The organism is Syntrophorhabdus sp. (assembly GCA_012719415.1).
GTDB lineage: Bacteria > Desulfobacterota > Syntrophorhabdia > Syntrophorhabdales > Syntrophorhabdaceae > Delta-02.
On sequence record JAAYAK010000022.1, the window covers coordinates 1 to 22,497 of the forward strand.

Below are 22,497 nucleotides of genomic sequence, written 5' to 3' on the forward strand. Positions count from 1 at the left end.
ACGTACCTGCTCACGATCATCGAGCATGCCCTGGGACGGGTGGAAGAAGAGGAGGGCCCCGGAGCGGTAAAGGGGGGAGCCCGTTCCCTCCTCCACAATCTTCATGGTTTTGAATGGATGGTCGGGCCGTATGCGGTCGCGCAGCTGCGTTTCTCGCAGGCATTGACCAAGCACAAGGTCGCGCTCCCTGACGCCGGCACGGGTATCTACCTCACAAACACCCTCGAATCACCGCATGTGAAGCCGCCCGTTCCTCCGCTCTTTCACAAACCCATCGCCCAGGAACATGAGCGTGCATTGAAAGTGAAGGATGCCCAGCATGTACTGGTATGCCTCGGAAACCCCCCCTATGGCCGGCACGAATCGGCCGAGAAGGACGGCAGCAACAGGGAGACGACAGGAGGGTGGGTCAGATACGGTGGCGAGGAGGATAAACCCATCCTGGAGGACTTCCTGCGGCCGGCAAGGGAAGCAGGACTTGGCATCCAACTGCGGAATTTGTATAATCTTTATGTTTATTTCATTCGATGGTCCCTATGGAAAGTGTTCGAGCACAAAACGGCCGTCGGTCCCGGCGTTATCTCGTTCATCACTGCTTCGAGTTACATTGACGGCGATGCGTTCTCGGGTATGCGTGAGCATATGCGCCGGATTTGTGACCATATCGATATCATAGACCTGGGAGGAGAGGGCAGGGGAACCAGGAAGGAAGAGAACGTGTTCGCCATTCAGACCCCCGTCGCGATTTTTGTCGCCTGGAGAAAGAAGGTGAAGGATGACGATACCCCGGCCATCGTACGATATACAAGGATTGAAGGCACACGAGATAAAAAGCTAACGACGTTGAAAAAAGTGCGGATCGCGATGGACCTGAAATGGGAGACAGCCCCGAATCAATGGCAAGCCCCCTTTCGACCTGCAACTACTGGCGATTTCAACAAGTGGCCGAAGATTACCGATATATTTCCTTGGCAACAACCTGGCGTAGGGTTCTATCGTACTTGGCCAGTTGCCCCGGACACGGCCACTCTTACACTGAGATGGAAGACATTCGTTTCGTCACAGGACAAAGAGACGCTATTTAAGGAAACGCGCGACAGGAAGATAACGGACAAGTGTTTCGATATAAGCGGCACTGGTAAGGAATTGCCTCCCCTTGTCGACGCTTGTGAGAACGACCTGATACTGCCGATCAGATATGCCTACCGTTCATTCGATAGACAGTGGGTCATCCCGGATAATCGGCTGGGGGATTTCCTGAGGCCAGCACTTTGGTATGCTCACGGCAAAGAACAAATATATCTTAACAGCCTGTTTAATCATCCTCTCGGATCTGGGCAGGCCGTAATATGTTGCTCGGAAATCCCGGACAAACATCATTTTAGGGGTTCATACGGAGGGGCGGATGTAATGCCTCTCTTCCTTGACAACCATGCCACGAAGCCCAACATTACCCCGGGCCTCCTCGAAGCCCTAGGGTCTGTGACCCCCGAAGACTTGGCGGCATATGTGTACTGTCTCCTTGCGCATCCCGGATACACGGACCGCTTTGCGGAGGAACTCGTCAACCGCGAGATCCGCGTTCCGATCACGAAGGACAGGGCGCTGTTCTCCAAGGCCGCCGAGTTCGGCAAGTCCCTGATCTGGTTGCACACGTACGGGGAGCGTCTCTATTCGAAGGAACGTCCCCGGGGGAAGATCCCGACGGGATCCGCGAGATGCTCTGTGGCGGTATCAGACAGGAGGGACGAGTATCCGAATGGATACGGTTACGATGAAGATACGCAGACCGTGACCGTTGGCGATGGCAGGTTCGCTCCGGTCTCAAAGGCGATATGGGAATTCGAGGTATCAGGTTTCAAGGTCGTCCAGTCCTGGCTGGGCTACAGGATGAGGGAACGGAAGGGAAAGAAATCATCTCCTCTGGATAACATCCACCCAGAGGTATGGACACATGAATTCACCAGGGAGTTCCTCGAGCTCCTGTGGGTTCTCGAGAAGACCCTGGAAGGTTACCCGGAGCAGGAGGAGATACTGGAGGCAGTTCTCGACAGCGAGCTCTTCGAGGCGAGCGAGCTTCCGGGGGTTCCGGAGGAATTGCGGAAAGGGCCCAAGGTACCCCGGGGCAACGGGAATCAGATGGGAATATGGGAGGAGTGACTTAGCTATCTTTTCGATCTGACCTTTTCGAAGGTCAAGCTATGACGATTCCTTTGTTTTTTATTGACATTAACAGCCCTTTCTAAATAAAGTAGAAAAAAGGAAGGGAAAATGTTCTGGCGGCAACGAGTTATAATTGAACTGTTAAGGCGAGCCCCGAAGAGCCTTGCATCAAGAATTCAACTGGTTAAGTGGCTTTTTTTGTTGCGCCATGAAAAAGACTTTGATTCCAACGTCAGTTTTTATGACTTTTTCCCGCATAAATACGGCCCTTTTTCCTTCCAGTTGTATAAGGACTTGTCTGATATGCAAACTGCGGGAATGATCACATTCGTTGGTAAAAATGTTCAATACGTCGACAAAAAGAAGGTGATAGAAAAGCTGCCGTCAGGTGAAAGTCGATCGGTGGTAAGTATACTGGAACAGTACGGAGTTATGCCGGAAGAAGAGCTCCTTGAATATGTTTATGGTGAATATCCGTGGTATGCCTCAAGAAGCTTGCTCTCTGAGGCGACACATGAGAGCATCAACGTGACCCCTCGTGGTGTATATACACTCGGCTACGAGGGCCTCTCCATCGATACATTCTTGAATGTTTTGCTATCGAGAGGCATCGGAAGGGTGATTGATGTTCGTAATAACCCTTTTTCCAGAAAGTACGGTTTTTCAAGCAGCCAGTTGAAAGAAAAGTGTCATGAGATTGACGTTGAATATTACCACTTCCCCGCCTTGGGGATACCATCCTCAATAAGAAAAAACGGTGACGGCAAGGAATTATGGACAGTCTATGAAGAAACGATTCTGTTAAACGCCTCAAAAGATATTGATGCCGTTAAAGGATTGTGTATCGAAAAAGGCTCTCTCCTGCTTTGCTTTGAGCAGAATCCTAACACATGTCACAGAAAAATATTAGCTCAAAACATCTCCGTCAAAACATCATTGCCAGTGTATCATTATGAGCATGTTGGTAATCGATGGCGGAAAGAATAAAATTACTCATCACAGTCAAGACCTATCCTCTACCATCAACGAAGTACGAAGAAGTAGTATGCACAGCCGGCGTTCTTGAAGACGGTACATTCATCCGGTTATATCCTATCGATTATCGGAGCAAGTCCTATGAACAGTGGTATAAAAAGTACCAATGGATTGAGGTAGATGTCGAGAAGAATATAAAAGACCCTCGCCCAGAGAGTTACCGACCGGTAAGCGACATAACTCCAGGCGCGATAGTTCCTTCAAGGCGTAACTGGATTGAACGGCGAAAACATGTCCTCGCAAAACCGCTCGGAACCATGTGTGCCTTGAAAGACTCGGATCAAAAGGAAATATCTCTTGGAATCGTTAAGCCTCTCTCTATTGAAAGCTTTTTGATAGAAGAGACCGCGAGAAGGTGGGCGCCGAAGGCTGAAAGTATCATAAAACAGATGAAACTGTTCGGTTACGATAAAAGACCTCTTGAAAAGATCCCTTATAAGTTCTCTTATCAATTCAAATGCGAAGAGCCTGGTTGTAAAGGACATAAGATGATGATAGAGGACTGGGAAATTGGGGAACTGTATCGAAAAATGCGCGATAAATACGGAGATGAGAAAACCGCTTGTGAGAAAGTGAAGCAAAGGTTTCTTGATTTAATTTGTGACAAAAAGAGAGATACTTATTTTTATGTAGGAACTGTATTGGAACATGCAACATGGGTTATTTTGGGTGCACTCTATTTCAAGAAGTAATTGCAAGGCTTTCGTTCTGTTGATGTTTTTAGCTATCAGAAAGAATGCTGGCGCCCCTTTTAATAAAAACTTCTAAAATTACCCGTGTCGAAAGCAGCGCAGGCCTCCTGGGGTCTTTCCCTGAGGTGCCGGGAAATCGCCAGGCTTGTGTTCTGAGTTCATTCCGGGGCAATATTGCGAGACGATTCACGGAGCAATGACAGAGAGTCCATCGCTTGCAGGATTAATGTAGGCGACCTCGCAACTATTGGCGGGATCGTCAAGGACAATTACCCCGGATCGAAGTCGGACACTGAACTGGCAAGCCTCGCGGAAGAGATTCACAAAAGGATAGAAAGCGGAGAGACATATGACCCACCAAACAAAAAAACCAGATAAACGGGAGCTGCGCTTCCAGGAGATGCTCAAGAAGAGGGAGGAATCGCGGAACTTACCGCCAACTGACGCAACCGAACCGATCGGGACCTATTCCGAGTTAAAGGACGGCATGGTGCCCATCATAGACCCTCGCCCCGAGTATTCCTACATCCCTGTTAAGAAGATCCTCGTCAAGAAACAGGTGCGCTCCAGGGAAGCGATCGAAGCGGGTGATATTGATGCGTTGACGGAGGCAGTAAGGAGCCGCGGCGTTGACACGCCGATCATCGTGAAACCCGTAAGGGAGGGAGATGCCCTCCACTATGAGCTTATAGCCGGCGAGAGACGCCTGGAAGCTTCGAAGAGGGCAGGCAAGCTGCACATCCCGGCCAGGATCACAAACGATAATATCTCCGAACTCGAGAAGCTGACCATCCAGCTTGAAGAAAACCTTCTGCGGGAAGACCTGAACCCGGTGGAAGAAGCCCATGGGTACTTGGAGTATTACCGTCTGGCGATGGAGGATGATACGATTGCACCGCAACGTATGATCAGTGACCTTATAACATCCGAAACCAACCGCGACAAAGTCCAAACAGGCAAATTGCCTGTTTTGGAGGCTATTCGCCAATTGGCTGGAAAATCAACAACTTACATCCGCCGATTGGAGTCCGTACTGACCCTGCCCGAGAACGCGATCGAAGCGGTAAGGAACGGCAGACTGAACAAATCACAGGCACAGGTTTTTGTCGAGAATATCGACCATGAGAAGTTTGACGAGGTCCTCGACCTGGCACTTTCTGAAGAGATGACCGCGAACGGGATCCGCGAAGTTTTCGGGAAACCAGCAAAGGATGCGAAGGAAGAGGAGCCGGCCCGGCAAACAGCGCCGCAAGAGAAGCGGAAGAGGGGAGGGGACGTAGCCTTTTTCGGGAAGCGCATGGTAATGATCAAGAAGGATGTCGACAAGTATCAGGAGCAGATGTCTGTCGAACACGTCCAGAAGCTCGTCGAGGAAACAAAGGACTTTCTCCTGCAGCTGACGGAGATCCTCGCGGTCAAGATGAAATCCTAGCCGTCAGCAACCGGTACCCCGCATGAGGCAATACTCGAAGGTCTCTTCGGAAAAATCTCTCTCGAAAGCCTCGTAGAACACTTCCTTTTCGTTCCTGATGGCGAATGTCTGTTCCCGTATAAAGTCCGTGAAGGCCTTCTTTATCGCGCCGACAAAAGCCAGGATACCTGCACCGGTCCTCTCTGCAGCGAAAACAGGACCGCCTGTCAAGGGCCGGTGGACTTTGAACTGGAACCGAGCCGGCCTCGGCCTCGGACTGCTGGTGGATGCCAAATGAGGCACCGGGAAACCGCCAGGCTTTGGATCTGAGCGCATTTCGGGCCATGATGAATAGTCGTGTAGCACCCACCCTTCAGAAAACGTCTCAGAGGCCTATTCCTCTTTCTCCTCTTTTCCGAACAGGAACCCAAGTGACTCAACAGCGGCGGCTTGGTGCGAAGGTGAGAGATGCGCGTATCTCATTGTCATGGATATGTCTGAGTGTCCCAGGAGCTGAGAGACCGTAGCGAGGGGGGTTCCGCCCATCACAAGGTGGGATGCAAAGGTATGCCGCAGGTCATGAAAGTGGAAGTCAGATATTTCCGCTGCCTTCAAAGCTGAGGCGAAGGAGCCTTTCACATCCTGCAATGGTTTCTTGGTACGCAGGTTATAGAACACCCACGGGATCTCAGGATCGCGGGGAAGGACGGTGAGAGTTTCCCTCAGTACGGAACTGATTGGTATTTCCCGACGCTTCCCGCTTTTCGTCCTCTCGAGGAATATGAAGCCGTGCTCAAGGTCGACCTGCTTCCAGGTCAGAGAGAGGATCTCTCCTCGCCGCATGCCCGTGCTCAACGCCGTTATGACTATGGGTCGGAGCCGCTTGTTGCAGGCCTGTATCAGGGCCTGCGACTCTGCCTGTGACAGGAAGCGGAGTCGGGTGTTGCTGACCTTCGGGATCAGGCCCTTGCCGACAGGATTAGGGCCAGTCCAGACCTTTTCGTGGATTGCGCTGTTGACGATGCGTCTCACAAGCGCCAGGACGTGTTTCACCGTCTGCGGAGCCATGCCTGACTGGTGCAGACGGTTCCGGAGATCCCTCATGGTACGGGGGCCGACCTGGTCGAGGCCTTTTTTCCCCAGAAAGACCTTGAGGTGGCGGTCATACCTGGACTGGTCAGCAGCGTATCCGCTCTTTCCGGCTGCCTTGAGGTTGTCGAGGTATGTCTTAGCCACGGACCCGAAGGCAGGTGAGGAAGGCTTGACTGTCTCAGGAAGGATCGTGCCCACAGCGATGCCGCGGAGTTTTTCCGCGCGGACGAGATATGCAAGCTTGGCGTCCACACCGCGGGACTTCCACCCGACCTTCTCCCATTTCTTCTTCCCGCCCAGCTTATACGTGATGTCGTAGCAGATGTCCATTATCGGGGTCCCGTCGGATTTGCGGGCGCGGACAGCTTTCCGCTCATACACCCCTTGATATTGGGTTGCTTTTCGCTTATTCTTTTCCCTGGAGGTTTCGTTGCTTTCGTCAGTTTTGCTCATTTCCGTGCTACCCTCAGCGCTACCCTTTGATGGATTTTTCGATACAGACATAGACCAACTCATCCTTTCTCATCAGTCGATATGGGGGCAACAGGCTACTTCAAGTAGTTTATATCATTACGTTTAATACGTCAATGGATTTACTCATACAAACATCGACAAATGTAGCTTTATGCACGGAACTGGCCTCCGGAGCCAAAGGCCCCGCGTTCAAATCGCGGCGGGCGCGCCAGTAACATCCCCGGGGCCTGCGGCATCCTTCAAAGCGCGGTCGACCGCATCGACCGGATCACTGCCGTCGAGCGTCCGGCTCTACAAATCTTTAATTTACAAATCGTCTATTGAATGATATTTGTAATGTCAGTAAGGATTACGGGCGATGGCCTTTTTGTCTGAGGAGAGAACAATGAAGAACGTATTGCGGGTGTTTGTCGTTTTTTGTCTGTTGATCGGATTTGCAGGGGCTCTGTCCGCGGCTGACAGCGCGGAGAAGAAACCGGCGGGAACGGCGTCGGGCTCGACCGCGGTCCCGGGAGGGAGCGCACCGGCGGCCGGCGGCGGGTTCGATGAGGCGACGACGCAGTACCTGAAGAAGCAAAGGAGTATCAATTCGGAGCTTGTGGCTGCCCACCGCGAGGTCTACAAGTACAGCAATCCTGTGAAAACGCCGAAAGGCATGAGCATGGCCGATATAGTGGACCAGGAAAGCTCGACGCGTCAGGCCAGGGAGCAGGAGGAGGCGGCAAGGGGCAGGAAGGTCGATGCGGAGGAGAGGATACGCAAGCTAGAGAAGGATTACGAGAACCTGAAGCAGGAACTGCTCAAGCACCATAACGGGCAGTTGCCGAAGAATGTGTCGAACGCGTGGCAGACCGAGGAAGGTTACGCGGCGTACCTGATCTCCAAGACAAAATAGCTCAAGCGCGCAGGCCTTCGGGCAAGGAGCGGGGATGATGGACAGGGTGGTGAGGGCGATCGTCGTCATCTGTGCCCTGGCGGTGGCGTTCTCACTTTTCTATTATTTCGTGATCTTTCTGCCTTCCGAGAAGAGGGCCGAACGGGACAGGGCGACCAGGGAAAGGCAGGAAGCCGGGCTCCAGAAGGCCAGGGACAGAAAGGACTACGAACAGTGCCGGGCAGAGGCCCTGGCAGCGCATGTCTCCGACTGGGACCGCACGTGTCGGGCATATGGGAAGCCGAAGGACTGCGGGTTGCCGAGACACTCCAGTGAGCGGTTGGACAGGTTTCTCAGAGAGGCCAGGGAAGAGTGCTTCAGGAAGTACCTCTACAAAAAATGATGTTTTGACCCGCCGGGCCGAAGGCCGGCCGTCCACCTCAGATGAGGTCCGTCCTCGGCCAGAGGACCCTGTCGTTCTTGACGTCCAGGATGCCCCGATAATTGACCCTCACCTCGGGAAGAAAGTCATTGGGCAGGAACACCAATGTGTACATGGGGTCATGGTGGGGGTATCCCTTTGAGAAAAGGATGGACTGCAATTCTCTCTCTTTTTCGGCGAGTTCGGGCAAGGCCTTGTCGGACATGACGCCACCGATCGGCAGGGCCAGCTCAAAGCAGGGGCCGTTCCCGTCGAATATCACGATGCCTCCCTTCATCTCGAGGACCCTGTTCACGGCGGCGCTCATTGCCCGGGCGTTCTTCCCCACGACAAGGATCTGGGCCGCCGTGTTGTAAGAGGACACCAGCGCCTCGATCCCGTTCCCGAAACCTTCCAGGAGCCCCGTCGTTATCCAGTCCCCGTCCCTCCCGATCGTCGCAACCAGGAGAAACCGTGAGGTATCGAAGTCGAGATAACCGTCGCGGACAGGAAACTCGACCCAGCGGGTCCGGGTGATGGCAGGGTTCACGAGCTGAATGACGGGAAAGGCCGTGGAGGTCCCGCCGGTGGCAGGGATCCGGAAGAGCTCCTCCCGGGCCCTCCATTCCCGCCGGGAGAATGTGGCCTTCGGAAAATACCTTTCCCAGTCCATTGCCGGGAAGGACTGGATGAGCGTGCCTTCTCGCGCGACGATCCTGCCGCGGGAAATAACGGTCTCCGGGGTGGGCTCATGGATATCCTTGAGGATCACCATGTCGGCGTCCCGTCCCGGGGCTATCCCTCCGATCCTGTGGTCGAACCCGAAGTAGACGGCGGGGTTGATCGTTGCCATCCGGTAAGCGCTCACGGGATCGATCCCTTCCTTGAGTGCTATCCGTATCAGGTGGTCCGTGACACCCTGCCTGTGATAGTACTCGGGCATGGAGCCGTCTGTGGTGAGAAGAAGGCGGTCCGTCAGGACGCGCTCCCTGGCGACGGTCTTGAGAAGGAGACTGAGGTCCTGCCTCAGGGAGCTTTCGCGGAGCATGACGTAAAATCCGAGTCTCAGCCTGTCGAGAACGTTCTGGCCGTTGATGCTTTCGTGACAGGATTCTATTCCCGCCAGGGCAAGGCGGTTGAGCTTGTCGTACCTGGCGCCTGCCGTGTGGCCGTCCACTCTTTTCTTCAGCTCCTTCGTCCTCGCTATCACGGGGGGTATCCGGGAGGTGCCCTCTATCAGTTCCATCCATCGCGTGATCTCACCGATGGACTGGACCCGGGGGTCTTCGAGGACGGTAAGGAGGTTCTCCACGGAGAAGATTTCCTTCTCGTTCCGCATGGGGGATTGGGGCGCTGTCCGCAATGACCAGTAGTACTTGATGGGCATGTCCGAGAAGGCACCCATGAATTCCTGGAAAAGCACCGGGCCCATTTCCATGTAGAACACAAGGTCGTCGCAGAAGACGGTGGTTGTTCCCCGCCTGCAGGCTTCTTCACCGACGGACACGGGATTGTACACATCCCAGGGATGGAAATGGGGTTCAATGTATCCAGGGGTTATCGTCTTGCCCACAAGCTCGAGGACTCTCGTGTCCTTTCCGACATGGTGTTCCGAAGGACCCACGTAGACGATCCTTTCGCCGCGGACGGCAATGTTGCCTTCGAGCAGTTCCCCGGAATAGACGTTGAGTATGGTCCCGCCCTTGAGAAAAAGGTCGGCCCCTTCTTCGTGAGACCCTGTGTGTTGTGAAAGCGTTCTCTTCACCGCAGTTTTCCCCGGGGATCTTTCATCAAACCCTCGCTGTCCGGTCGCCGGTTGCCGTGAGGTGTGTCAGGAGGCCCCTAAGGGCCCTCGCTTCTTTTCTTTCCCGATGAGCCTTGCATGTTCCTGCTTGATGCAGAGGTCCATTAAAAAGGTGATTCCCCTGTCCCGGGCGATCCTCGCGGCTTCGTCGTTCACGATGCCAAGCTGCAGCCAGATCGCCTTCGGGGCGAGAGTCACAGCTTCCTCCACGACAGGCAGGGCATCGCCGGCCTTTCGGAAGACGTCGACTATATCTATCCTTTCGGGCACGCTCGTGAGGGAGGGATAGGACCTCTGTCCCAGTATCTCCGTGTATTCCGGGTTAACGGGTATCACCCGGTAGCCGTGGGTCATCAAGTATTGCGCGACAATGTTGCTTGCCTTGGTTGTATCAGGTGAAAGACCGACCACTGCTATCACCCGCGCTGTTTCAAGAAGCCTTTTCTTCTCCTCATCTCTTTCGTTCATGGCTCGCTCCGGGGTCTATTTCAGTCCTTCAAGCATTCGTGTTATGTTCGGAACACCCTGGTGGACTTTTCTCGCACCGTCCCGAAGGGTGACGGCCGTCGGAGTGGCGTTTATGGTGTCGCTGCGAAGGTATCCCTGGAGAACGGAGAAGACGGGCGCCACGTCGAAAGGTTTCCACTTCAAGCCTTTCGAGGCGAGGAAATCCTCCAGCTTCCCGCTGTCGGAGATATTTTTTTGTGCCGCCTCGAAGAGGGCCCTTCTCGCCTTGAGGGCGTGGCGTATCTCCTTCTTCGCGTTGAGGATGTAGAGGAAATAGCGTGCGTAGAGGGTGGACAGTCTGTGCATGGGGGTGTCAACGAAGGTGATGGTGACGACATCTCTCGCCACGAGATCGGAAATCAGGTATTCGACGTTGGGTTCGAGGTTCTTGCAGGCCCCGCAGAAATAGTCGGAATAGAGCTTGATTTCGGTCTTTCCCTTGCCGAAGGCGAGGAGGAACATATCCGTGGACCCGGCGCCGGCGGCGGCTCGGGGCCACACAAAGGAGCCGATGCACAGGAACGCGAGAAAGACCGCCATGGCGAATGAGACCTTCTTCATGGTCTTAAAGTATGGTCCAGCGGTTGCCCCCTTGTAAAGAGAAAAAGCTCGGGGGGTGCCCGGTCAGGGCCGCCCGGTAAGGAGCTTTACGGTTGACACCCGCGGAGGGTTCTATTATTGTATTGCAGTTGCCGCGAACGTTGTCGCCATATCCTGTGCCCGCGTGCCGGGAGAGGGCGTCGCGGCCTTGAAGGGGAGGAGAGATGACCGATGACGACACCTGGGGACGGGATTCCCAGGTACGTTACATGCGTACGGTGTTCGCCGCGATCGAGAGGGCGCAGAAAGAGTTTCTGCGGACCGTCGGGGTTTCGCCTGTCGATCCCCGGCTTCGCCGGTTTCGCGAAGTCGCCCTGGCGTTGTTCGAAAGGTCATGGGTAGCGGCGATGCGGCGCGGCGTGGAAACGGGAGACGACTCTGCCGCGGCGATGTATATCTTCTGCCTGGCACGGGCATTGTCCATGAAGGGGGTCGAGGTCCCTCCCGCGTCTCTGCCGGGCAATGACAGATTGAAGAGACTCGTGGACGAGGTGCTCACGTGATCCGTCTTCGTCTTTTCGGCAGGTGCAGGATCTACCATGACCCGGTGGCCCCCGTCATGCGGGAGCCCGCACAGATAGGTTGGACGGCCTGGTTTCGCACCATAGACCTTGTGACCCCCCGGAAGCTGAAAGGGGAGGAGCTCCTGGGACGGACCCGGGGCTGGTGGACCGTTGCGCCCGAGGACGTCTCCGAGGCGGTCAGACCCTTCGGACGGCTTGTCGTCGGGGATGGCGGTGAGCTGATGGTGGAGTTCGAATCCCAGGAGAAGGTGGATGGGCTTATTGAGGCACTGGGAAAGAGGTTCGGCGACCAGGTGCAGCTGGCGCCGTGACGAGAGGGTGGAGCGATGAAATGTTCCTTCAAGTTGTTGCTTGTCGCGGGCTGCCTGCTCCTGGCGGCGATCCCGGTTTTTGCCGGAGAGGACACCATCACGCAGGTGTCGACGATAGACGCCCTTATGACGGGCGTGTATGACGGTCCGACCACACTGGGTGAATTGCGCGGGAAGGGTGATTTCGGCCTCGGAACGTTTGCCGCGCTCGACGGGGAGATGGTCCTTCTCGACGGTGTCTTCTACCAGGTCACAAGCACGGGCGATGTCAGAAGACCCGGTCCGGATACGAGGACCCCTTTCGCGGCAGTGACCTTCTTCACGGCGGACAGGACGGTGCCCCTCGCGCCGGGAACGGACTTCAAAGTCTTTGCTGCAGAGACGCAGAGGAATTTCCCGACGCGGAACAGCTTCTACGCCGTCAGGATAACAGGGAAATTCAGAATGGTGAAGACCCGCAGCGTTCCGGCACAGCAGAAGCCATACCGGCCGCTCACGGAGATAGTCAAGGCGCAGCCGGTCTTCGATTTTGCCGATGTCACCGGGACAATGGCGGGATTCTGGTGTCCTTCCTTCGTGAAGGGCGTCAACGTGCCCGGCTACCACCTGCACTTCCTCCGTGCCGATGGAAAGAGGGGAGGCCACGTCCTTGACTTTGTCGTCGACAATGCGACGATGGAGATCGACGACTCCCGGGAATTCTCCCTCATCCTCCCCGATGACGCCGCTTTCGATAAAGCCAACCTGGAACCCGACAGGACCACTGAGCTCAAGGCGGTGGAAAAGTGAGAAAAGAAATGTCTCAGGTCTCAGGTTCCGGGTCACAGGCGCAAAAAGACCCGGACCCAGCTTCTGAGACGTCGTCGGGAGGTTACAAGAAGGGAACATACTAAGAACTCCAATTACGAAGGGGCAAGCTGTTGAGCTTGCCCCTTTTCTGTTATTCCTGTCTTGAGACCTGAGACCTGAGACCTGAGACCTGAGACCTGCGACCCTTACTTGCTTGCCAGGCAGATGTCTATCGCTTCGTCCATCTTTTCGATGAACTTGAAGTCCATGCCGTTCTTGATGCTTTCCGGAACCTCCTCGAGGTCCTTCTCGTTGAGCTTGGGCAGGACGATGTTCCGTATCCCGGCCCGCCGTGCCGCGAGGACCTTCTGCTTTATACCGCCCACGGGCAGTACGAGGCCGCGCAGGGTGATCTCCCCCGTCATGGCCACATCGTTGCGGACGGGCTTGTCCGTGAGGAGCGAGACAAGGGAAACGAGCATGGTGATGCCCGCCGAGGGGCCGTCCTTGGGGATCGCCCCCTGGGGAACGTGAACGTGAAGGTCGTTCTTTTCGAAGAAGTCCTCGGGTATCTCGTAGTCGCCGTACTTGCTCCTGATGTAGCTGAGCGCGGCCTGTGCCGATTCCTTCATGACGTCGCCGAGCTGGCCTGTCAACGACAGGGCGCCCTTGCCGCGCATCTTCGTGGATTCGATGAAGAGTATGTCCCCTCCCGTCGGTGTCCAGGCGAGGCCCGTGGCCACCCCTGAATACTTTGTGCGTTCCGCCACCTCGGAGAAGAACTTGATGGGACCGAGGAAGGTGTGGATGCTCTCTGCGGTGATGGTCTGTTTCTCCGTCTTGCCCTGTGCCACGTCTTTGGCGACGGCCCGGCAAATGGCGGCTATCTCCCTTTCCAGGTTACGGACACCCGATTCGCGGGTGTAGGAACGTATGACGACCTTCAGGGCCTCCTCTTCAAACTCGATGTGGTCTTCGGAGAGACCGTGCTCGGAGCGTTCCTTGGGGATAAGGAACTGCCGTGCTATCATGAGCTTTTCTTCCTCGGTATAGCCGGGAAGCTCCAGGACCTCCATCCTGTCCTTCAGTGCCGGCGGTATGGGATCGAGCATGTTCGCCGTAGCGATGAACATGACCTTGGAGAGGTCGAAGGGGACTTCCAGGTAGTGGTCGCTGAAGGAGAAGTTCTGTTCCGGGTCGAGGACCTCGAGCAGGGCGCTCGAAGGGTCGCCCCTGAAGTCCGTTCCGATCTTGTCGACCTCATCGAGCATGAATATGGGGTTGTTGGACCCGGCTTTCTTGATGCCCTGCACGATCCGGCCGGGAAGGGCTCCCACGTAGGTGCGCCTGTGTCCCCGTATCTCGGCCTCGTCCCTTATGCCTCCGAGGGATATCCTCATGAACTTGCGGCCCAGGGCCCTGGCGATCGATTTGCCCAGCGACGTCTTGCCGACGCCGGGAGGACCGACGAAGCACAGAATGGGTCCCTTCATGTCGGCCTTGAGCTTTCTCACAGCAAGGTACTCGAGGATCCTCTTCTTGACCTTCTCGAGGTCGTAGTGGTCTTCGTCAAGTATCTTCGTTGCCCCGTCTATGTCGAGGTTGTCCTCTGTTGCCTTTGACCAGGGCAACTCCGTCAGCCAGTCGAGGTATGTCCGCGCGACGGTGTATTCCGCGGACATGCTGCTCATCTTCGAGAGCCTGTCGAGCTCTTTATCCGCCACCTTGCGCACCTCATCGGGCATTTTGGCTTCTTTTATCTTCTTCTTGAGCTCATCGACCTCGTTTATCTTGTCGTCGCTTTCGCCAAGCTCCTTCTGGATGGCCTTGAGCTGTTCCCTGAGGTAGTACTCGCGCTGGGTCTTGTCGATGCCTTCCTTCACGTGTGACTGGATCTTGCTGCTGAGCTCCAGCGTTTCCACTTCCCTGTTGAGGTAGATCGTCGCCTTCTTCAGCCGCTCCTTGAGGTCTATCTTTTCCAGGATCTCCTGCTTTTCGATGACCGATATGTTTATCGTCGAGGCGATGAGGTCGGCCAGGTTGCCCGGGTTCTCCACCTTCGACGCTATCTGGGCAAGTTCCGATGAAAGGTACGGGGCCATTTCGATGGCCTTGCGGTAGAGGTTCTTGAGGTTGATGTACATGGCATCTATCTCGATGTCCTTCTGGTAGTCCTCGAAGACAGGGAGGATGTTTGCCTTGATGTTGGGATCCGCCTCGGTGAACTCTATCACCTTGCACCTGCACAGGCCCTGGATCACGACCCTCTGGCTGCCGTCGACCATCTTGACCATCTTCATGATGGTGGCCACGGTCCCGACGGTATAGAGGTCTTCCGGGCCCGGGTCCTCGATATCGGGATTCTTCTGCGTTATGATGGCTATCATCTTGTCCTTGCTCATCGCTTCATCGACGAGGCGTATCGATTTCTCGCGCCCCACGATGAGGGGCATGACAAGATCGGGGTACGCCACCGTACCCCTCAGCGGCAGAACGGGCAGTTCCGCCGGTATGAACATCCTGTCTTTTATGCTTTTGTCGTTCTTTAAGCCGATTACCATTAATTCCCCCTATCGCTTGACATCCTCAAATTCCGCGTCCACGACGTCGTCATCCCTTCTGCCGCCCTGCTGGGCCTCAGCCTGCGGGCCGCCATCCTGTCCCGGAGCGCCCTGCGACGTTGCCTGCGACGTTTTCTTGTAGAGTGTCTCCGCAAGATGATGGGAGGCTCTGGTGAGGTCTTCCGCCGCTTTTTTTATCCTCTCGGCATCGCCGCTCTTGATGGCTTCCTTCGCGGGGTTCAACAGGTCCTCGACGGCCCTGATGTCCTCGGCGGAGAGCTTGTCCTTGTTCTCGTTGAGCGTTTTCTCGGTCGTGTATATGATATTGTCGAGCTGGTTACGCTGCTCGATCTCCTGTTTTCTCTTCCGGTCTTCCTCGGCATGGGTCTCCGAATCGTGGACCATCTTCTGGATATCGTCTTCGGAGAGGCCCGTGGAAGCGGTGATCTGTATGCTCTGTTCCTTTCCCGTCGCCGTATCCTTTGCCGATACGTGGAGTATGCCGTTGGCGTCTATATCGAACGTGACCTCTATCTGGGGTATACCCCTCGGCGCCGGCGGCAGGCCGATGAGGTGGAACCTCCCCAGTGTCCTGTTGTCCCTGGCCATCTCCCTCTCTCCCTGAAGGACATGGATCTCGACGCTCGTCTGGCTGTCCTCGGCTGTGGTGAACACCTGGCTCTTCTTTGTCGGGATGGTGGTGTTGCGCTCGATTATCTTCGTCATCACCCCGCCAAGTGTCTCGATACCCAGTGACAGCGGCGTGACGTCGAGAAGCAGGACGTCCTTCACTTCGCCGGCGAGAACGCCTGCCTGGACGGCCGCGCCAAGGGCGACGACCTCATCGGGGTTCACACCCCGGTGCGGTTCCTTGCCGAAGAATTCCTTCACGATCTCCTGGACCCTGGGGATCCTGGTGGAACCGCCGACGAGGACGACCTCGTCGATCTTGTTCGTCGGGATCTTTGCATCGTCAAGAGCGCGCCGACAGGGTTCTATGCTCCTCTGGAAGAGATCGTCGGCGAGCTTCTCCAGTTCCGCCCTCCTGAGCTTCATGTTGAGGTGTTTCGGGCCCGAGGCGTCAGCGGTGATGAAGGGGAGATTGATCTCCGTCTCCACCGTCGCGGAAAGCTCCACCTTTGCGCGCTCCGCCGCCTCCTTCAGCCTTTGCAGGGCCATCCTGTCCTTTGAGAGATCTATGCCCTGATCTTTTCTGAATTCGGAGACGATCCAGTCTATCACACGCTGGTCGATATCGTCGCCGCCAAGGTGGGTGTCGCCGTTGGTCGATTTGACCTCGACGACGTTGTCGCCGACCTCGAGGATGGATATGTCGAAGGTGCCGCCGCCAAAGTCGTAAACGGCAATTGTCTCATCCTTTTTCTTGTCAAGCCCGTATGCCAGGGCGGAGGCCGTCGGTTCGTTGATGATGCGAAGGACGTTGAGTCCCGCTATCCTTCCGGCGTCCTTCGTGGCCTGCCGCTGCGAGTCGTTGAAATAGGCCGGCACGGTTATGACCGCGTCGTCGATCTGCTGGCCGAGGTACGCCTCGGCTGATTTCCGCAGCTTTTGGAGCACGAAGGCCGATATCTCCTGGGGGGTGTACTGCTTGCCCCGGACATCGACACGGACGTTGCCTTCCTGGTCTCCAACCACCTTGTAGGGAACCGTCTTGATCTCTTCCTGCACCTCGTTGAACCGTCTTCCCACGAACCTCTTTATCGAAAATATGGTGTTTTCGGGGTTTGTGATGGCCTGTCTTTTGGCCGTCTGCCCGACGAGCACCTCGCCGTCCTTCGTGAACGCGACCACGCTCGGTGTAAGCCTGCTTCCCTCTTCATTTATGATGACCTTCGGCTCGCCTCCTTCCATGACCGCAACGACCGAATTGGTGGTGCCCAGGTCTATACCTATCACTTTTCTTGCCATTTTCATCTCCTCCTGAAGTTTTTCGCGTCTAGGCTAATATAATGTTGCAGCCTGACGTTGTCAACGTTGGGACAGAATCTTTTTTTGAGGCTATCCGTTTGAAAATACGGAGAGTTATCGGTAAGAGACGCGAAGGGTGATGGCCGGCGGTTCAGGCCGTGTCCGGAGGCCGGCGGGAGGCATTCCGGGCCCTGAGGCGGGCACAGGTGAAGGACAGCAGAAAGAGGGCAAAATTGACGAGGACTATGGTGGCCCCCGCGGGCAGGTCGAGGACAAAGGAGATGGTGATACCAGCCAGCACGGAGAGGATGCCGGTGAAACAGGAGATCATGATCGTCGCTCTGAAACCCCTGGCGAACTGCAGCGCCGTCACGGCGGGGATGATGAGCAGTGCCGAAACGAGCATGATCCCCACGACCCTCATGGCAAGGACGACGGTGAGGGCTGTCAGAAGGACGAGGATGCGGTTGATGCGGTCCGTGCGTATGCCCGATGTCCTGGCCGATTCCTCGTCGAAGGTGATGGCCAGGAGTTCCTGGTAGGAAAGGGTGATGACGATGATGAGGCACAGGCACAGCAGGACTGAGGTCCACACCTCCGCGTAGCTTATGGCCAGGATGTTGCCGAAGAGATAGCTGAAGAGATCGATGTTGAAGCCGCCCGCCACGCTCGCGATGAGGATACCCCCGGCTATCCCGAGGGAGGAGACGATGCCGATGGCGGCGTCACCGTAAAGACGGGCCTTGTCGATGAGCTTGAGGATCCCGAGGGCGCTTGCCGCCACGATCGGGACCGCCACATAGAAAGGATAGGCCTGGAAGAGGAGTCCCACGGCGACACCTCCGAAGGTGACGTGGGCGAGCCCGTCGCCTATGAGTGAAAGCCTGCGCAGGACGAGAAACGTCCCCAGCGCCGAACAGAGCGCGGCTATGAAGGAGCCCGCAAGCAGGGCCCGCTGGATGAACCCATGGCTGAAAAGGTCAAGGAAGTCCAACGGCCCCTCCGGGCAATGAATGAGAAGACGGAATAAGGTATGGCGCGCCCGCCCAGACACATCCGGCGACAGTTTGGCTCGTGGTCATTGGTGATTGGTCAATCATCATCACGTGTCATGCCTGTGACAGATCATATGCTGGGAGTGCTCGCCGAAGTAGTCCGTCATGTCCGTCGAGAGGCAGAAATCATCGAAACCACCAAAAAAGATGAGACTTTTGTCCAGATAGAGGAGTTTCGAGGCGTGCAGGCCGATGGTGCCTATGTCGTGGGTTATCATGATGATCGTCACCTTCCTGTCCCTGTTGAGACCCTTGAGGGTCGCAAAGAACCTTTCCCTGCCCTCGGGATCGAGGGCGGTCGTCGGCTCGTCGAGAATGAGGAGCTCGGGCCCGGCCACCAGCGCCTTCGCTATGAGCACGCGCTGCTGCTGGCCTCCTGAGAGCTCTCCTATGAGTTTGTTCCTGATGGACGTGATATCCACGAGTGCCATGGCTTCGTCGATGGATCTCCTGTCCCCCCGTGCGACCCTCCTCGGGAAACTCTTGCCGGCCAGCAGTCCCAGCGCGACGATCTCTTCCACCGTGGCAGGAAAGTGGGGATTGAAAGCTGATATCTTCTGGGGAAGATATCCGATCTTCCTCCATTCCCTGAAGACATCGGCACTCTGTCCGAAGAGCGTGATCGTGCCTCCTGTCGGTCTGATCAGGCCGAGCAGCAGGCGGATAAGGGTGGTCTTGCCGGAGCCGTTCGGCCCGACGATTCCCAGAAATTCCCCTTTTTCGAGGGTGAAGGTGATATCGCTCAGTATCTCGACGCCGTTGAACCGGAAGGACAGGTTCTCCGTCGTCACCACGCGCGTCATCTGCATTCAAGACCTTTCCTGAGATTCTCGAGGTTGTTCTCCATGAGAGAGATGAACGTCGCACCCTTCTCGAACTCGTCCTTCGTCAGGTTGTGGGCTCCGTGGAGATAAAGGAGCGTTGCCCCCGTCTCCCTGGCGAGAAGCTCCGACACCTTCGGATTGATCAGTTCTTCGAAATAGACGTAACGGATACCGTTCTCATCCATTTTCTTCTTGAGGGCGATGATCTTTCTCGCCGTCGGTTCGGCATTCGGAGACCCTTCGTAGGCGCTTACGTATTCGAGGCCGTACCTGTGCGCGAGATAGCCGAAGGCGAAGTGGCCGCCGTGGATGAGGGTCTTCTTCCTGCATGTCCCCAGGGCTTCCCGGAACTTTCCGTCGAGCCTGGAAAGCCGTTCTTTGTAATCCGTTGCGTTCTTGCGGAAAAGATCACTTCCCCGGGGGTCGGCAGCGCACAGACCCTCCGTGATCGTGTCGACCATTGTCATGGCATTCCCGAGATCCATCCAGATGTGCGGGTCGTAGGCGCCATGGTCGTGGTGCCCGTGGCCATGCTCCTTTCCACCGCCTGTATGGTGCTCGCCACCGCTCTTCATCAGCCTGATGCCCCGGCTCGCGTCGACGGTGATAAGGGTCTTGTTGGCGACTCCTTTGAGCAATTCTTCCGACCAGGGTTCCATATACCTGCCGGTGTACACGAAAAGCTGCGCGGAATCGACACGCGCCATATCGCCCGGTTTCGGTTCAAAGGTGTGGGCCTCCACCCCCGGCGGCAGGATGAGGGTCACCGTGGCCCTGTCGCCGGCTATCGCCCTCGTGAGATCGTAGAGGGGAAAGAGGGTGGTGACGACGGTGATCTTCCCGGGGCTGTCGGAGACATCCTTCCGGTCCGGTCCGCAGGAAACGGCTGTGACGAGGAGCGCCGCCAGAAGAACGAATATGGCCGGCCGCAGCGTTTTCATTGTTCCTCTCCTCTGCCAGCCGAGCAGTCGCTGCAGATCCCGAAGACCTGCATGATGTGCGATGATACGGTTGCATTCAGGGTCCGCGAGACCTCTTTCTCGATCTCCCCGAATGCGCAGAAATTGAGATCGTCCACTTTCCTGCAGGAGGTGCAGACGAAATGATGGTGGTGTTCCCTGTTACCGCAGAAGAAGTAATAGAGCTTCCGGTCCGGATGAATAACCTTGGAGATGATGCCGCGGCCCGCCAGTTCCTCCAGGTTGCGATAGACCGTGGGAAGCCCGATGGCGCGAAAACGCTCCTTCATTCTTGCCCACACCTCGTCGGGGCTGAGGTAGATCGAGGCGTTGCGCAGGATATCGAGGATGGCGAGCCTCTTTGGCGTTGCCTTGAGTTTGAGTTCCTTGAGAATATGGTTGTGATCCATCATGACAATCTAAATAGAAATCATTTTCGTTTATTCTATGTGAAAGAGAGGAGGATGTCAATGCCACAGTGCGGGAAACACTGCCAGGGTAGGGTCCGGAGCGTCTACCGTTCCACGGGGTTGCCCCTTTTCACCCATGCGCGATATCCGGCCAGAAAGGTCATGACGTTGGTGTATCCCGCGTTCCGTGCCGCGACCGCGGCCGTGAAGCTGGGGGCTCAGCCGTACCCCCTGCAATAGAAAACGATGGGGGTGTCCTTTTCAGGGGGGAGAAGGGACGCCAGCCTGTAGAATTCCTCCTGGGGAATGTGCAGGGCGCCGGGAATATGACCCGACGCGTATTCGAGGGTGGTCCGGTTATCGACGATAAGAAGTCTCTTCTCCGTTTCCATCAATCCTTCAAGTTTCCTGATGTCGATGTCTCCGATGCTGTCGACGAGGAAACAACCGGCCGGCATAAGAAACGAGAGGTTGAACGCCAGGAGGGCGAGAAGGGGCAGGGCATGTCTCAAGGCGGCGGGCAAATGGCGACTGGTCATAGGTTGCTCAAGGGAACGTTGTGATTCACGGGTTGTATATCTTTCGGACCTTTTCCTTCGCCTCGCTGACCTGTGCCGGTGAAAGCTTGAGTCCCGCGGGCGTGTGTTCCGGTTCCGCGCCGATACTGTAAATGCGCTCGGGAAGGCCTGCCTGTTCCTTCATGCCCGGAGGCACTTCGGGGACCACCCCTATGGCCCTGTGCACATCGTCGGGGAACTTTCCGGGATCGGCCGTCTCATAGATCACCGCCGGCCGGTCATGCTTTCCGCGGAGGTATTCCTCCAGGGCGGCCCAGCCCACGGCACCATGGGGGTCGAGGATGATGCGGTAGCGCTCGTGGACGTCCTTCATCGTTTCAAAATGACGGGGATTGCTGATCCCGAGGGAAACGATGTCCCTCCGCATGGCCTGCATATCGGGCATGCGGTCGATCATGCCCGGTCTCGTCACGTTTCCCGTCGACGGGTCTCTTTCGTCGTACATATGGCCGCCATAGAAATCGATGAGGCGCGCCAGGTTGCTCGGATGGGAGACGATCATGGCCGATGACGGGGATTTGATGGAAGGCCGCACGGTGTAGGTCCCGGAGGCGAGGAAATCGGGAAACTCGGTATTCTCGTTGACACCGCATATGATCGTTTGGACGGGAAGCCCCATCTGTCTCGCCAGGACGGTCCCCATCATGTTGCCGAAATTGCCGGAGGGGATGCTGGCGATGAAGGGCTCCGAAGAGGTCTCCATCTGCGAATAGGCGTAAAACGGGTAGACTGCCTGGGGAAGGAGCCTGCCCACACTGATCGAATTTGCCGAGGTGAAACGCTCCCCGTCGCCGAAGAGTTCGAGGGCGAAGGACGTGTCGCCGAGGATGTTCTTGGCGAGTGCCTGGCAGACATCGAAATCGCCGTTCACTTCAAAGGCGTGGACGTTGCCGCGAAGGGTGGTCATCTGGCGCCGCTGTCCTTCGCTGATGGATCCCTTCGGATAGAAGACGATGTTGTCGATGTTGTCGAGGCCGAGAAGGGCGTCCGCCACGGCCCCTCCGGTGTCTCCGCTCGTGGCCACGATGACGACCCTTCTCAATCCCCTCTCGCCGAGGAAGTGGTTGAGCATCCTGCCGAAGAACCTGGCGGCGTAATCCTTGAAGGAGTAGGTCGGTCCCCGGGTGAGCCATATTATGTGGGTCCTCCCCGTGACCTTCTGCACCGCGGTGGGGATCCTCCTGGTATCGTAGGCGTCGTCGAGGAGCGATCTCAACCGTGCCGGGGGCACCTCATGCCCGAGGAAAGGTTCGAGCACCTCGTAGGCTATCCCGGCGTAGGTCATGCCCTTCATGGCCTCTATGCGTTCCCGGGACAGGACGGGGATGTCCTTCCGGGCCATCATATACAACCCGTAGTTCGACGCCATCCCCGTAAGGAGCGCGGTCTCGAAATTGACGCGTTCCGCCGGGTTGTTGGTGCTGTAGTACACGATCTCGCCCATGGCAGGTTAAGCATACAAAAAGTTTGCTTTTTTTTCAACT

Annotated in this window: 22 protein-coding genes; 9 read left to right on the plus strand and 13 right to left on the minus strand. The window is 56.2% G+C overall.

The window, feature by feature from the left end:
• The 4 genes from GXX82_00965 to GXX82_00980 form a co-directional block, all read left to right on the plus strand.
• Nucleotides 1-2,160: DNA methyltransferase (locus GXX82_00965; GenBank protein NLT21597.1), on the plus strand; the 2,160-nt coding region annotated here is incomplete at its 5' end.
• A 111-nt stretch (nt 2,161-2,271) separates the two neighbouring features.
• On the plus strand, nt 2,272-3,150 hold the full coding sequence (locus GXX82_00970) for a DUF488 family protein (GenBank protein NLT21598.1): 879 nt from the start codon (nt 2,272-2,274) through the stop codon (nt 3,148-3,150).
• A complete protein-coding gene (locus tag GXX82_00975; protein ID NLT21599.1) occupies nt 3,135-3,890 on the plus strand; it encodes a hypothetical protein in 756 nt (251 codons plus the stop codon). The genes GXX82_00970 and GXX82_00975 overlap by 16 nt, the downstream gene beginning before the upstream one ends.
• Before the next feature lie 349 nt (nt 3,891-4,239).
• Nucleotides 4,240-5,322, plus strand: coding sequence for a ParB/RepB/Spo0J family partition protein (locus GXX82_00980; protein ID NLT21600.1), 1,083 nt, complete (start codon nt 4,240-4,242; stop codon nt 5,320-5,322).
• A gap of 3 nt (nt 5,323-5,325) precedes the next feature.
• On the opposite strand, the gene GXX82_00985 is transcribed toward GXX82_00980, so the two are convergent.
• Nucleotides 5,326-5,595: a hypothetical protein gene (locus tag GXX82_00985; protein ID NLT21601.1), complete on the minus strand. Its 270-nt coding sequence runs from the start codon at nt 5,593-5,595 to the stop codon at nt 5,326-5,328.
• Between the two features lie 99 nt (nt 5,596-5,694).
• Nucleotides 5,695-6,897 (minus strand): tyrosine-type recombinase/integrase, encoded by a 1,203-nt coding sequence (locus GXX82_00990; GenBank protein ID NLT21602.1) that lies wholly within the window; start codon nt 6,895-6,897, stop codon nt 5,695-5,697.
• Between the two features lie 355 nt (nt 6,898-7,252).
• Between GXX82_00990 and GXX82_00995 the strand changes: the two genes are divergently transcribed.
• Nucleotides 7,253-7,762, plus strand: a complete 510-nt coding sequence (locus GXX82_00995; protein NLT21603.1) for a hypothetical protein — start codon at nt 7,253-7,255, stop codon at nt 7,760-7,762.
• Nucleotides 7,763-7,796: 34 nt separating this feature from the next.
• The gene (locus GXX82_01000) at nt 7,797-8,144 is read left to right on the plus strand and encodes a hypothetical protein (GenBank protein NLT21604.1); all 348 of its coding nucleotides are present in this window, start codon (nt 7,797-7,799) and stop codon (nt 8,142-8,144) included.
• A gap of 37 nt (nt 8,145-8,181) precedes the next feature.
• Here GXX82_01000 and GXX82_01005 read toward each other — a convergent pair whose 3' ends face one another.
• The 3 genes from GXX82_01005 to GXX82_01015 all read right to left on the minus strand — a co-directional run bounded on the left by GXX82_01005 (nt 8,182) and on the right by GXX82_01015 (nt 11,034).
• On the minus strand, nt 8,182-9,927 hold the full coding sequence (locus GXX82_01005; protein ID NLT21605.1) for an adenine deaminase: 1,746 nt from the start codon (nt 9,925-9,927) through the stop codon (nt 8,182-8,184).
• Between the two features lie 66 nt (nt 9,928-9,993).
• Entirely contained in the window at nt 9,994-10,434 is a 441-nt protein-coding gene (locus GXX82_01010; GenBank protein ID NLT21606.1) for a CoA-binding protein, read from the minus strand.
• A 15-nt stretch (nt 10,435-10,449) separates the two neighbouring features.
• Nucleotides 10,450-11,034: a thioredoxin domain-containing protein gene (locus tag GXX82_01015; GenBank protein NLT21607.1), complete on the minus strand. Its 585-nt coding sequence runs from the start codon at nt 11,032-11,034 to the stop codon at nt 10,450-10,452.
• Between the two features lie 203 nt (nt 11,035-11,237).
• On the opposite strand from GXX82_01015, the gene GXX82_01020 reads away from it, so the two are divergent.
• The 3 genes from GXX82_01020 to budA are packed head-to-tail and all read left to right on the plus strand — an operon-like array spanning nt 11,238 to nt 12,697.
• Nucleotides 11,238-11,576, plus strand: coding sequence for a hypothetical protein (locus GXX82_01020; protein NLT21608.1), 339 nt, complete (start codon nt 11,238-11,240; stop codon nt 11,574-11,576).
• Nucleotides 11,573-11,908, plus strand: coding sequence for a hypothetical protein (locus tag GXX82_01025; protein ID NLT21609.1), 336 nt, complete (start codon nt 11,573-11,575; stop codon nt 11,906-11,908). The genes GXX82_01020 and GXX82_01025 overlap by 4 nt, the downstream gene beginning before the upstream one ends.
• A gap of 15 nt (nt 11,909-11,923) precedes the next feature.
• A complete protein-coding gene (budA, locus tag GXX82_01030) occupies nt 11,924-12,697 on the plus strand; it encodes an acetolactate decarboxylase (protein ID NLT21610.1) in 774 nt (257 codons plus the stop codon).
• A gap of 206 nt (nt 12,698-12,903) precedes the next feature.
• On the opposite strand, the gene lon is transcribed toward budA, so the two are convergent.
• The 8 genes from lon to thrC all read right to left on the minus strand — a co-directional run bounded on the left by lon (nt 12,904) and on the right by thrC (nt 22,457).
• The gene (gene lon / locus GXX82_01035; GenBank protein NLT21611.1) at nt 12,904-15,258 is read right to left on the minus strand and encodes an endopeptidase La; all 2,355 of its coding nucleotides are present in this window, start codon (nt 15,256-15,258) and stop codon (nt 12,904-12,906) included.
• A gap of 9 nt (nt 15,259-15,267) precedes the next feature.
• On the minus strand, nt 15,268-17,187 hold the full coding sequence (gene dnaK / locus GXX82_01040; GenBank protein ID NLT21612.1) for a molecular chaperone DnaK: 1,920 nt from the start codon (nt 17,185-17,187) through the stop codon (nt 15,268-15,270).
• A gap of 151 nt (nt 17,188-17,338) precedes the next feature.
• Entirely contained in the window at nt 17,339-18,181 is an 843-nt protein-coding gene (locus tag GXX82_01045) for a metal ABC transporter permease (GenBank protein NLT21613.1), read from the minus strand.
• A gap of 108 nt (nt 18,182-18,289) precedes the next feature.
• Nucleotides 18,290-19,045, minus strand: coding sequence for a metal ABC transporter ATP-binding protein (locus GXX82_01050; protein NLT21614.1), 756 nt, complete (start codon nt 19,043-19,045; stop codon nt 18,290-18,292).
• The gene (locus tag GXX82_01055) at nt 19,042-20,007 is read right to left on the minus strand and encodes a zinc ABC transporter solute-binding protein (protein ID NLT21615.1); all 966 of its coding nucleotides are present in this window, start codon (nt 20,005-20,007) and stop codon (nt 19,042-19,044) included. The genes GXX82_01050 and GXX82_01055 overlap by 4 nt, the downstream gene beginning before the upstream one ends.
• Nucleotides 20,004-20,438 (minus strand): transcriptional repressor, encoded by a 435-nt coding sequence (locus GXX82_01060; protein ID NLT21616.1) that lies wholly within the window; start codon nt 20,436-20,438, stop codon nt 20,004-20,006. Before GXX82_01060 ends, GXX82_01055 begins: the two co-directional genes overlap by 4 nt.
• Nucleotides 20,439-20,653: 215 nt before the next feature.
• Nucleotides 20,654-20,974 (minus strand): rhodanese-like domain-containing protein, encoded by a 321-nt coding sequence (locus tag GXX82_01065; GenBank protein NLT21617.1) that lies wholly within the window; start codon nt 20,972-20,974, stop codon nt 20,654-20,656.
• A 25-nt stretch (nt 20,975-20,999) separates the two neighbouring features.
• On the minus strand, nt 21,000-22,457 hold the full coding sequence (gene thrC / locus GXX82_01070; protein NLT21618.1) for a threonine synthase: 1,458 nt from the start codon (nt 22,455-22,457) through the stop codon (nt 21,000-21,002).
• Between the last annotated feature and the right edge of the window lie 40 nt (nt 22,458-22,497).